Origin of the sequence: Pseudomonas sp. MWU16-30322 (assembly GCF_020515535.1) — a bacterium.
Taxonomy (GTDB): Bacteria; Pseudomonadota; Gammaproteobacteria; order Pseudomonadales; family Pseudomonadaceae; genus Aquipseudomonas; species Aquipseudomonas fluorescens_H.
This window is the reverse complement of sequence record NZ_JAIWYL010000005.1, coordinates 1-13,573: the sequence shown is the minus strand read 5'-3', so window position 1 is coordinate 13,573 and position 13,573 is coordinate 1. Positions and strand designations below refer to the sequence as shown.

2 protein-coding genes are annotated in these 13,573 nt (G+C 63.3%); both read left to right on the top strand.

What is annotated here, in order from left to right:
* The first annotated feature begins 9 nt into the window (after positions 1 to 9).
* The gene (locus tag LCH64_RS11130) at positions 10 to 12,333 is read left to right on the top strand and encodes a non-ribosomal peptide synthase/polyketide synthase (RefSeq protein WP_226500285.1); all 12,324 of its coding nucleotides are present in this window, start codon (positions 10 to 12) and stop codon (positions 12,331 to 12,333) included.
* A 72-nt stretch (positions 12,334 to 12,405) separates the two neighbouring features.
* On the top strand, positions 12,406 to 13,362 hold the full coding sequence (locus LCH64_RS11125; RefSeq protein ID WP_226500284.1) for an alpha/beta hydrolase: 957 nt from the start codon (positions 12,406 to 12,408) through the stop codon (positions 13,360 to 13,362).
* Positions 13,363 to 13,573: the final 211 nt, after the last annotated feature.

Sequence of the window (13,573 nt, the reverse complement as noted above, 5' to 3'; positions counted from 1 at the left end):
GAAAAACGCGTGCAAGAGTTAATCGAGTCGGTAGGACAACTTTCGGCTAAGCAAAGAAAGGCTCTGGCGGTTCTGCTCAAGCAGAAAGGCGTCAACCTCTTTGACATTGCCCCGGTTTTCAAGCGCACGGCTGAAGAGCCGTTGCTGCTGTCCTACGCCCAGCAACGCCAGTGGTTTCTCTGGCAGTGGGCGCCGCACAGCGCGGCCTACAACATTCCGACGGCCCTGCGTTTGCAGGGGCCGCTGGATGTATCCGCGCTGGAGCGCAGCGTCCAGGCGCTGATCGAACGACACGAAACCTTGCGCACGGTGTTCACCCAGGAAACCGGACAACCCTTGCAAGTGGTCCTGCCCGCAGGCGCCTTTGCACTGGAGATCCAGCAACTGAGCGCTGAGTCGGCGAACGACCCTGAAGCGTCCATTCAGGCGTTCGTGCAGACCCAGAGCCAGAAAACTTTCGACCTGGAGCATGGCCCGCTGTTGCGCGCGGCGTTGCTGCAGGTCACCCCGAATGACCATGTCCTGGTGCTGACCCTGCACCACATTGTTTCCGATGGCTGGTCGCTGCAAGTGATGATCGAGGAACTGGTGCAGCTGTACGCCGGTTTCAATCTCGGGCACGCCGCCGGTCTGCCGGCGTTGCCGATTCAATACGCCGATTACGCCCTGTGGCAGCGGCAGTGGATGGAGGCCGGTGAGCAAGAGCGGCAACTGGCGTACTGGCAAGAGAAGCTGGGCGGTGAGCAGCCAGTGCTGGAACTGCCGATGGATCGCTCGCGTTCCATCGAGCAAAGCTTTGCCGGGGCCAGTCACAACCTGATTCTCGATCCAGCGCTGAGTCATGCGCTCAAGGCGTTCGCCCGTCAGGAAAACGTGACCCTGTTCGTGGTGTTGCTGGCCTCGTTCCAGGCGTTGCTGCACCGCTACAGCGGGCAGGCCGACATCCGCGTCGGCGTGCCGGTGGCCAACCGTGGGCGGGTGGAAATCGAGCGTCTGATCGGCTTCTTCGTCAACACTCAGGTGCTCAAGGCCGACATCGACGGGCAGATGCCGTTTGTCGATCTGCTGCGTCAGGTCAAACAGACCGCGCAGGAAGCCCAGGCCCATCAGGACCTGCCGTTCGAGCAACTGGTCGAAGCGCTGGAGCCGGGGCGCAGCCTGAGCCACAGCCCATTGTTCCAGGTGATGTTCAACCACCAGGCCGAACGCCGCGCGAGCATCGAAACCCGTCTCAACGGCCTGAGCATCGAACCGCTGGAATGGCAAAGCCAGACTGCGCAGTTCGACCTGACCCTGAACACCACCGAGCAGGCTCACGGCATCGAAGCCGTGCTCAAGTACGCCACGGATCTGTTCGACGCCGCGACCATCGAGCGCCTGGCGCAACACTGGAATGCGCTGTTGCGGGCGATCGTCGCCGAGCCGGGCCAGCGTATCGGGCAACTGCCGATGCTCGATGACGGCCAGCAGCAACAATTGCTCGCGCAGTGGAATCCGGCACGGCTGGAACAAGCGGTCGAGCAGTGCATTCATCAAGTCATCGAAGCCCAGGCTGAATGTCATCCTGAAGCGATCGCCGTGACCTTTGACGGGCAGCGTCTGACCTACGCCGAGCTCAATCGGCGTGCCAACCAGTGGGCGCACGTGCTGATCGACCGTGGCGTCGGCCCGGACGTGCGCGTCGGTGTTGCCGTCGAGCGTTCGCTGGACATGATCGTCGCCATCCTGGCGGTGCTGAAGGCCGGTGGCGCGTATGTGCCACTGGACCCGGGTTACCCGGATGATCGGCTGAGCTACATGATCGCGGACAGCGGCATCCAGTGGCTGCTGACCCAGGGTCATCTGCTGGCGCAATTGCCGGTGCCAGCGGGACTGACCTGCCTGGATCTGAACCAGCCAGTCGCAGGCAGCCGCGACAGCAACCCGGTGTGCCTGACCACGCCGGACAATCTGGCCTACGTCATCTACACCTCGGGCTCCACCGGCAAACCGAAGGGCGCTTTGTTGCCGCACAGCAACGTCATTCGTCTGTTCAGTGCCACTGAGCACTGGTTCGATTTCGGCCCGCAGGACAGCTGGACGCTGTTCCATTCCTACGCCTTCGACTTCTCGGTCTGGGAGATTTTCGGTGCGCTGCTCTACGGCGGCAAACTGGTGGTGGTGCCCCACGACGTCAGCCGTTCCCCGGAAGATTTCTACAGCCTGCTGTGCGATGAAAACGTCACCGTGCTGAACCAGACGCCATCGGCATTCAAGCCGTTGGTGCAGGTGGCCAGCGAGTCGTCGCGCGATAACGGCCTGCGTTACGTGGTGTTCGGTGGCGAGGCCCTCGAAGTGCAGAGCCTGCGCCCGTGGTTCGAACGTTTCGGCGACCGCGCGCCTACGCTGATCAACATGTACGGCATCACCGAAACCACCGTGCACGTGACCTACCGGCCATTGTCGCTGGCCGACTTGCAGCAGAGCCACAGCAGCCCGATCGGCGAGCCGATCGTCGACCTGTCGTGGTATTTGCTCGACAACGCGCTGAACCTGGTGCCGCAAGGCTGCATCGGCGAGCTGTACATCGCCGGTGCCGGTCTGGCCCGTGGTTATCTGAATCAGGCCGGCATGAGCGCGACGCGGTTTGTTCCGGACCCGTTCAATCCACAGGCCGGTCAACGCCTGTATCGCACCGGTGACCTGGCGCGGTTGCGCGGCGACGGTGTGATCGAATACATCGGCCGCATCGACCATCAGGTGAAGATCCGCGGTTTCCGAATCGAGCTGGGAGAAATCGAAGCGCAACTGCTCAAGCACCCCGCAGTGCGTGAAACGGTGGTGCTGGCGGTCGATGGTCTCAGTGGTCAGCAACTGGCAACCTGGATCGTCGCCAACGAGGCGCTGGATGCCGAAGGGCAGGGCGCGCTGCGCGATTCGATCAAGGCACACTTGCGCGAATCGCTGCCCGATTACATGGTTCCGGTCAGTTGGGCGTTCCTCGAGCGTCTGCCGCTGACGGCCAATGGCAAGCTTGATCGCAAGCAACTGCCGCAGCCGGACGTCGCCCAGGTGCAGGAAGCCTACGCCGCACCGCGCAACGAACTGGAACAGCGTCTGGCCGATATCTGGCAGGACGTGTTGAAGGTCGAGCGCGTCGGTCTCAACGACAATTTCTTCGAGCTGGGCGGCGATTCGATCATTTCGATTCAGGTGGTCAGTCGCGCCCGTCAGGCGGGTATTCGCTTCACCCCCAAAGACATCTTCCAGCACCAGACCGTGCAGCGTCTGGCAACCGTCGCGCAACAGAGCGATGCGGTGCAGACGCAACAGGGCGAAGTGCTCGGCGATGCGGTTCTGACGCCGATTCAGCATTACTTCTTCAACAGCGACATCCCGGCGCGGCATCACTGGAACCAGTCGATCCTGCTGACCCCGGCCACGGCGCTGCAAGCGGCGCCGCTGGAACAGGCGCTGCTGCACCTGCAACGGCACCATGACGCGCTGCGCCTGCGTTATCGCCAGACCGGCGATGGCTGGCAGCAGAGCCATGCGCCGGCGGATCAGGCGCAAGCGTTGCTGCGCACTGTCACGCTGGATGACAGTGCGGCATTGCCGGCGCTGTGCCTGGAGTTGCAGCGCAGTCTCGATCTGCTCGACGGCCCGCTGATGCGTGCGGCGCTGGTCGATCTGCCGGACGCCAGCCAGCGCTTGCTGCTGGTGATCCATCACTTGGTAGTCGATGGCGTGTCGTGGCGGATCCTGCTGGAAGATCTGCAAACCGCCTATCAACAACTGAGCGGCGGGCAGGCTGTGGTGCTGCCGGCCAAGACCAGCGCGTTCAAGGATTGGGGGCAGCGCCTGCAAGCCCATGCCCGCAGTGCGGCGCTGGACAGTCAACTCGGCTACTGGCGCGGGCAGTTGCGCGACGTCTCGGTCGAGCTGCCGCTGGACAACCCGCAAGGCCGATTGAGCAATCGTTTCGAGCGCAGCGTCGACACCCGTCTGGATGCCGAACGTACCCGTCAACTGTTGCAACAGGCCCCCGCGGTCTATCGCACCCAGGTCAATGATCTGCTGCTGACGGCACTGGCCCATGTGCTGTGCCAGTGGACGAGCTCGGACAGCGCACTGGTGCAGCTTGAAGGTCACGGTCGTGAAGACCTGTTCGACGATGTCGACCTGAGCCGCACGGTGGGCTGGTTCACCAGCATGTTCCCGGTGCGCCTGACCCCCGGCGCCAGTCTCGAAGCGTCGATCAAGGGCATCAAGGAGCAACTGCGCGCGATCCCCGACAAAGGCATCGGTTATGGCTTGCTGCGTCATCTGGGCAGCGCCGAGGCCCAGGCGGCGCTGAACGGCCTGGCGCAACCGAAAGTCACGTTCAATTACCTCGGCCAGTTCGACAACAACTTCGACGCCGACGCCCTGTGGGTACCGGCCACCGAAGACAAGGGCGCCGGTCAGGATGAAAACGCGCCGATGGCCAACTGGCTGACCATCGATGGCCGGGTCTATCAGGGCCAACTGAGCCTGACCTGGACCTACAGCGGTGACGTGTTCGCAGAGGCGACGATCAATGCGCTGGCTCGCGCTTATGAAGTGGCGCTGGGCGAGTTGATCGACCATTGCCTGATCCATTCGAACGGTGGTTTGACGCCGTCCGACGTGCCGCTGGCCGGGTTGTCCCAGGCGCATCTGGACAGCCTGCCGATCGCCGCTCAGCGTATCGAAGACATCTATCCGCTGGCGCCGATGCAGCAGGGCATTCTGTTTCACAGCCTGTACGACGCCGATGCCAGCGCCTACGTCTATCAGATGCTGCTGGACATCGACGGCCTCGATGTGACGCGTTTCCAGCAAGCCTGGCAGCGGGTGGTGGATCGCCATGAAGTGCTGCGCGCCGGGTTCATCTGGGGTCGCGACGGTCTCGATGCACCGCTGCAAGTGATCAATCGGCAGTTGACCCTGGAGATGCCGGAAATCGATGTGCGCGGTGTGGCGGATCTGCCGGCGGTGCTTGAGGCTCGAGCGCAGGCCGATCGCGAGCGCGGTTTTGATCTGCAGAATCCGCCGCTGTTGCGCCTGTGCCTGTTGCGCACTGCGGATGAACGTCATCGATTGATTTTCACCTGCCACCACATCCTGATGGACGGCTGGAGCAACTCGCGGATGTTCGGCGAGGTGTTGCAGGATTACGCCGGTCACCCGGTGCCGAGTGCGCAGGGCCGCTACCGCGATTTCCTGGTGTGGCTGCAAGGTCAGGACAAAGCCGCCGCCCAGGATTTCTGGCGCGGGCAACTGGCTGCGCTGGAGGCGCCGACCCGCCTGGCTTCGGCCTGCCACGGTGCTACGGTGCCGGGGCCGGGCAAGCAGATGCATCGTCTGCATTTCGATGCGGCCTTCACCCGGCGCCTGAACGCGTTCTCGCGTCAGCAGCAAGTGACCCTCAACAGTCTGGTGCAAGCCGCGTGGCTGCTGGTGTTGCAGCGTTACACCGGGCAGGCCACGGTGGCCTTTGGCGCGACCGTGTCGGGGCGTCCGGTGGATCTGCCGGGCATCGAGCAGCAATTGGGGCTGTTCATCAACACCTTGCCGGTGATCGCCAGCCCGCAGGCGACAGTCAGCGTCGGCGACTGGGTGCGCAGCGTGCAGGACAAGAACCTGCTGCTGCGTGACTACGAGCAGACCCCGTTGCAGGACATCCAGCGTCTGGCCGAACTGAGCGGCGAAGCGCTGTTCGACACCTTGCTGGTGTTTGAAAACTACCCGGTCTCCGAAGCGCTGGAGGCCAATCCCGGTGGGTTGCGTTTCGGCGGTCTGGAACACCGCGAGCAAACCAACTACGGCCTGACCCTGATTGCCGGGGCCAGCGACGTGTTGAATCTGGACTTCAACTACCTCACCGAACACTTCGCCGAGCGCAGCGTGCTGTGTCTGGCGGCGCATCTGCAAGAGGTGCTGCGTCAGTTCCTCGAGGCGCCGCAGCGTTGCCTGGGCGAGATCGGTCTGTTGCCGCTGGCCGAACGTCAGACCCTGGCGCAATGGAATGACAATCACGCCGCCTATGCAGAGCAACGCCTCATTTCGCAGAGCTTCGAAGCGCGGGTGGCGATGCATCCGCAAGCGCAGGCACTGAGTCATGCCGGTGTGGCGCTGAGCTATGCCGAACTCAACCGACGTGCCAACCAGTTGGCCCGTCATCTGCTGGCGCTCGGGGTCGGCCCGGAAATCCGCGTGGGCGTGGCGATGCCGCGTTCGGCGGAACTGGTGATCGGCCTGATGGCGGTGCTCAAGGCCGGCGGCACTTATGTGCCGCTGGACCCGGATTATCCGGCGGATCGGGTCGCGTACATGCTCGACGACAGCCAGGCGAAAGTCCTGCTGACGCAACAGTCGCTGCTGGCGCAATTGCCGCAGACCGATGCGCAAGTGGTGTTGGTCGAGGCCGGTGGGCAGGCGTTTGCCGGGCAGTCGCCGGACAATCTGCCGGCGCGGGGCGATAGCGCCAATCTGGCTTACGTGATCTACACCTCTGGTTCCACCGGCAAACCGAAGGGCGTGGCCATCGCCCATCTCAACGTGCAGGCGCTGATTCACTGGTCCGCCGAGGTCTACAGCGAAGACGACCTGCAAGGCGTGCTGGCCTCGACGTCGGTGTGCTTCGACCTGTCGGTGTGGGAGATTTTTGTCACCCTCGCGCGCGGCGGTTCGCTCGTCATGGCGCGCAATGCGCTGGAACTGCCGGACTTGCCGGAGCGTGATCAGGTGCGCCTGATCAACACCGTGCCGTCGGCGATTGCCGCGCTGCAACGCGCCGGGCACATTCCGCCGGGCGTGCGCATCATCAACCTCGCCGGCGAGCCGCTGAAGCAGGGCCTGGTCGACACGCTCTATGGCGAAACCTCGGTGGCCCACGTCTATGACCTGTACGGGCCGTCGGAAGACACCACCTATTCGACCTGGACCCGCCGCGAGGCCGGTGGTCAGGCGAACATCGGCCGGCCGCTGCTCAACACCTCGGCGTACCTGCTCGACGGCCAATTGCAGGCGGCGCCGATTGGCGTGGCGGCCGAGCTGTATCTGGCCGGCGACGGCATCACCCGCGGCTATCTGTTCCGCCCGGGGCTGACCGCCGAACGTTTCGTACCCAATCCGCTGTCGACCCGCGGCGAGCGCATGTACCGCACCGGCGATCTGACCCGCTTCACGGATGACGGCCGGATTGAATACGTCGGACGCATCGACCATCAGGTCAAGGTGCGTGGTTTCCGCATCGAACTGGGTGAAATCGAAGCGCGTCTGCTTGCCCAGGATAGCGTGCGCGAAGGTGTGGTGCTGGCAGTGGATGGCCATAGCGGTCAGCAACTGGTGGCGTATGTGGTGCCGAGCGACAGCGGCCTGAGCCTCAAGGAGCAGGACGATCTGAGTGAAGCGTTGCAGTTCGCACTCAAGGCGCATCTGCCGGATTACATGGTGCCTGCGCAGTGGCTGTTCCTCGAGCAACTGCCGCTGACGCCGAACGGCAAACTCGACCGCAAGGCCTTGCCCGCGCCTGACGCCAGCCAGGCGCAACGTGAATACGTGGCAGCGTCGACGCCACTTGAGCAACAACTGGCCGACGTCTGGCAGGACATTCTCAAGATCGAACGCGTCGGCGTCACCGATAACTTCTTCGCCCTCGGCGGCGATTCGATCATCTCGATTCAACTGGTCAGCCGCGCGCGTCAGCAGGGGATTCGGTTCACCCCGAAAGACCTGTTCCAGCAGCAGACCGTGCAGAAACTCGCGGCTGTGGTCTCGGTGGATGACGACTCGGCAGGCGAGACCGCGATGGATTATCCATTGGCCCAACTGGATCAGGCGCAGCTCGACGCGTTGCCGGTACCGGCGCAGATGATCGAGGACGTTTATCCGCTGTCGCCCATGCAGGAGGGCATGCTTTTCCACACGCTGTCGGACAACGGCAGCAGCCTTTACGTCCAGCAGGTCAGCCTGCCGATCAAGGGCCTGGACGTGGAGCGCTTCCGTCAGGCGTGGGAATTCGTGATCGTCCGGCAGGCGATTCTGCGGACCAGTTTCCATTGGCAGGATGGCCTGGTGAAACCGTTGCAGGTGGTGCATCGCCACGCCCCGTTGCAGATGCAGGTGCTCGACTGGCGTGAACGGGAAACCAGCGAAGAGCTGATTGCCCGGTTCGCCAGCGATGACCGCGCGCTCGGTTTTGATCTGGCCGAGGCGCGTTTGCAGCGGATAACCCTGCTGCGCCTGAGCGACGATCAATACCAGATGATCTGGACCAGCCACCATGTCCTCATGGACGGCTGGAGCAGTTCGCGCCTGTTCGGCGAGGTTTTGCAGCATTACGCCAAGGGCGAAATCATCGGCGAGAACGGTCGTTACCGCGACTTCATCGCCTGGTTGCAGGCGCAGGACCAGGACGCTCAGGAGCTGTTCTGGAAGGCGCGTCTGGCCGTGGTCAACGAGCCGACGGCGCTGAGCCAGGCGATGCATCCGCGCCACAGCGCCGATGTTTCCGGCCACGATGCGATCTACTCGAACTGGGACAAGGCACAAACCGAACAATTGCTGCAGTTCTGCCGCGACCTGCGCATCACCCCCAACACCTTGATTCAGGGCGCGTGGCTGCTGCTGTTGCAACGCTACACCGGGCAGCAGACGGTCACCTTCGGCGCTACGGTGTCGGGGCGTCCGGAAAGTCTGGCGAATGTCGGCAACATGCTCGGCCTGTTCATCAACACCTTGCCGATCATTCAGACGCCGCAAGCGCATCAGCGCGTGGCCGACTGGCTCGGTGAAGTGCAGGCCTATAACCTCGACATCCGCGATTACTCCCAGGCGCCACTGGCCGACGTACAGCGCTGGTCCAACCTCGGCGGCCAGGCCCTGTTCGACAGCATTGTGGTGTTCGAGAACTTCCCGATCGACGATCGCCTGCAAGAAGAAAACGACACCGACCTGACCTTCGGCAAATCCATCGGCCACGGCGTGACCAACGTGCCGATGGACCTCGCGGTGATGCTCGGTGACGAGTTGTCGATCGAATACCTGTATCTGCGCAGCCACTTCAGTGCCGAAGCGGTTCTGGGTATTCGCCAGACCATGGAAAACACCCTCGCGGCGATGATGGCTGCGCCGTACGAGCGCCTTGGCAACCTGCAGCGCCTGAGCCGCGAGCAATGGCAAGCGGCGCAGGCCTGGAGCGCCGAACCGGCGCACAACCATCAGGCAGCGTTGTTGCCGGAGTTGATCAGCCGCCACGCGCAACAACAGCCGCAGGCCATTGCCTTGCAATGCGCGGGGATGAGCCTGAGCTACGCCGAACTCGAGCAGCGCGCCAATCGTCTGGCACACTGCCTGATCGAACACGGTGCCGGCCCGGAAGTGGTGATCGGCGTCGCCTTGCCGCGCTCGCTGGAGATGGTGGTCAGCTTCCTCGCGGTGCTCAAGAGCGGTGCGGCGTACGTGCCGCTGGACATCGAGTACCCGCCGGAGCGTCTGGCGTACATGATCGAAGATTCGGGCATGGCGCTGCTGCTGACCCAGAGCAGCCTGCGTGCGACGTTGCCGGCGCCACAGGGGTTGCTGCGTCTGGAAATCGATCACCTCGATGAACGCCGCTATGCCGCTCACGCCCCCGACAGCCGCGTTCAGGAGCAGGGCCTGGCGTATCTGGTCTACACCTCCGGTTCCACCGGGCGGCCGAAAGGCGTTGCGGTGACCCAAGGCCCGCTCAGCATGCACTGCCAGGCGATTGCCGAGCTGTATGAAATGGATGCCAGCAGTTGCGAGCTGCACTTTATGTCGTTCGCTTTCGACGGCGCCCATGAGCGTTGGCTCAGCACCTTGTACAGCGGCGGTCGACTGGTGATTCGCGACGGTTGCCTGTGGACACCGGAGCAGACCTACGAGGCGTTGCACGAATACGGCATCACCATTGCCTGCTTCCCGCCGGCCTACCTCAAGCAGCTGGCCGAATACGCCGCCGCCAGTGGTATCGCGCCGCCACCGGTGCGCATCTATTGCTTTGGCGGTGACGCGGTACCGGATCAGACGTTCGAGCAAGTCAAGGCGGCGCTGCGTCCGGAATACTTCACCAACGGCTATGGCCCGACCGAAACCGTGGTCACGCCGATGCTCTGGAAAGTCCCGGTGAGTCAGCATTGCGAAGCGGCGTATGCGCCGATCGGCCGCGCCGTTGGCGCGCGTTCGCTGTACGTGCTGGATGAAGACCTTAACCCGTTGCCGCCAGGTTTTGCCGGCGAGTTGTACATCGGTGGCTATGGCGTCGCCCGCGGCTATCACGGGCGTCCCGACCTGACCTGCGAGCGCTTCGTGCCGAACCCGTTCGCGACGGGTGAGCGCCTGTATCGCAGCGGCGACCTGGTGCGCCTGCGTGCGGACGGCGTGGTCGATTACGTCGGGCGCATCGACCATCAGGTCAAGGTGCGCGGCTTCCGCATCGAACTGGGTGAAGTCGAGGCGAGTCTGCGACAGTTGCCGGCGGTCACCGATGCACTGGTGATCGCCCGGGACAATGCGTCGGGCAAACAGCTGATCGGTTACGTGGTGACCGAAGCCGGGCAGGACATGGGCGATGAACTCAAGGCCGGGCTGCGGGCGTCGTTGCCGGAATACATGGTGCCGGCGCAGATCGTCTGCCTGGACGCTTTCCCGGTCACACCCAACGGCAAACTCGATCGCAAGGCGTTGCCAGAACCTGAGTTCAAAACCGAAGAATACGTCGCTCCGCGCAACGAGCAGGAAACCTTGCTCGCGCAAATCTGGGCTCAGGTGTTGCAGGTCGAGCAGGTGGGCATCTGCGACAACTTCTTCGAACTGGGCGGCGACTCGATTCTGAGCCTGCAGGTGATTTCCCGGGTGCGTAATCACCCGACGCTGAACATGGAGCTCAAACTGCGCGATCTGATGCGCTATCAGACCATCGCCGGCATCGTCGAGCAGGAAGTGGCGAAGGAGGGCGGCCAGCCACCGGCGACGGACCTCACGCAGGTGGCAGCGGAGGGCACGTTCAACCTGCTGCCGATTCAGGAATGGTTCTTTGCCGAGGACATGGCCGAGGCGCATCACTACAACCAGTCGCTGCTGCTGAGCGCGCGCCAGCCGCTGGATCTGGATGCGCTGGAGCAGGCGCTGGGCTGGATCGAAAAACATCACGACTCGTTGCGTCTGCGTTTCTCCCGCGAAGGCGGGCGCTGGGTGCAACGCTACTGTGAGATCGATGAACGGGGTGAAGCGTTGCTCTGGCGTCGTGAAGCCGCGAACAGCGAGCAGGTCGAAACGCTGGCCAACCTCGCCCAGCGCAGCCTGAAACTCGACGCCGGGCCGGTCTGGCGAGTGATGCATGTCGCCATGCCCGAGGGGCAGGCACGACTGCTGGTGGTGATCCATCACCTGGTGGTCGACACGGTGTCGTGGCGGATTCTGCTGGACGACTTGAAGGTCGCCTACGAAGCCTGCGTGCAAGGGCTGCCACCACAGCTGCCGATTCGCACCAGCAGCTATCGCTCGTTTGCCGAGGCATTGCAGGCCCAGGCGCCAGTGATTGCCGAGCAGGAACTGGGCTGGTGGCTGGAGCAACTGGATCAGCCGGGTGTCGATCTGCCGTGCGACAACCCGCGCGGCAAAAACCTCGTGCGCCAGCAAGCTCAGGCGCGCCTCAAACTGTCACGCGAGCACACCGAGCAACTGCTCAAACAGGCGCCAGCGGTGTACGGCACGCAGATCAACGATCTGCTGCTGTCGGCGCTCAGCCGCACTTTGTGCCGCTGGAGTCAGCAGCCGTCGGCGCTGATCCTGCTCGAAGGGCATGGTCGCGAAGACCTGTTCGAGACCCTTGACCTGAGCCGCAGTCTGGGCTGGTTCACCAGTATGTTCCCGGTACGTCTGCGTCCGGACAGCGAGGACATCGGCCGCTCGATCGTCGATGTGCAGGCGCAATTGGCAGCGGTTCCGCAGAAGGGCATCGGCTACGGCGTGTTGCGCCATCTGGCGGGGGCCGAGGTGTCTCGGCAACTGGCGGATCTGCCGCAGGCACGCGTCACGTTCAACTACCTGGGGCAGTTCGACCAGAGCTTCGACGAGCAGGCATTGCTGGTGCCGGCACTGGAGGAGACCGGTGACAACTACAGCCTGAAGGCGAACCTGGGTAACTGGCTGGAAATTGTCGGCCAGGTCTATGACGGTCAGTTGGCCTTGCGCTGCATCTACAGCAGCCAGCGCTATCGCGCCGGCACCATGGATGCGTTGATGAACGATTACCAGCGCGAGCTGGAGGCGTTGATCGAGCATTGCATGGCACGCGCCGGCTGATCGCCGGGCACTCGGTCATTTTGGGGCGTTGCCGAGGCGCGCCCCTTTTTTGCTTATACAAGGATCTTAGCGATGTCGTTACACCCTGACCTGGAAGCCTTTCTCGACCTGGCCCAAGACAGCCAGGACGCCGGCCTGCCGGCCATGCACCAGATGACCCCGAGCGAGGCCCGTGCCACCTTCGAGCAGACCACCGCGCAACTGCGCTGGGCTGCGCCTTCGGATCTGTCGGTGACGCAGATCGACATGGCAGCCCGGAACGGCACGCCTTTGGCGTTGCGCCTGTATCGGCCGAACGGCGCCGTCACGCCGCTGCCGGTGCTGGTGTATTTCCACGGTGGCGGATTTGTCGTCGGCAGCCTCGATTCCCACGACGGTGTGTGCCGCGAGTTTTGCCAGCGCACGCCTTGCGCGGTTTTGTCGGTCGGTTATCGACTGGCGCCCGAGCATCGTTTTCCTGCGGCGCTGGAAGATGGCGAAGACGCCTTGTCGTGGCTGGCGGAAAACGCCACAAGCCTCGGCCTCGACACCACGCGCGTAGCGTTCGGCGGCGACAGCGCCGGCGCCACACTGGCCACCGTGCTGGCGATACAGGCAGTCGTACAACCGCAAACCGTAGCCATCGCGCCTAAGGCGCAGTTGCTGTGTTATCCGGTCACCGATGCTTCACGCCCCCACGATTCGCGTCTGCTGTTCGGCGAAGGTTACTTGCTGGAAAACGAAACGCTGGACTGGTTCTATCAGCACTACGCGCGCAGCCCGCACGACTGTCTGGACTGGCGTTTTTCGCCGTTGCTGACGGAGGATCTGCGTGGTGTGGCACCGGCTATTGTGCTGTTGGCCGGGTTTGATCCGTTGCTCGATGAGGGGCAGGCTTATGTCGATAAATTGCGTGCTCACGGGGTGAGGGTTGAGCTCGAACATTGTCCGGGGTTGACCCATGATTTGCTGCGTATGGCTGCGGTCATGCCTGATGTGTTGCAGGTGCATGAAGATTTGAGCAGGGCGTTGGGGCGGTTGTTGGGGTGATGCTTTGGTTGGGGTGATGCCTTGGTTGGGGTGAATATCCGTTGCTGCGGTTACGGCCTCCTATGGTTCCGCCCTTACGGCGGGTCACTTTTGGCAAACGCCCCAAAAGTAACCAAAAGGTCTGTGCCCTGACGTTCGGCCCTCGCCTGGGCTCGGGTTCCTTCGCTGCGGGATTCATCCGGGGGGCAGCGCCTACGGTTTGCTTCGCTGC

Bases quoted from the DNA above. Each gene is read 5' to 3' on its own strand.
- LCH64_RS11125 (WP_226500284.1), top strand. From the start codon at position 12,406: ATGTCGTTACACCCTGACCTGGAAGCCTTTCTCGACCTGGCCCAAGAC.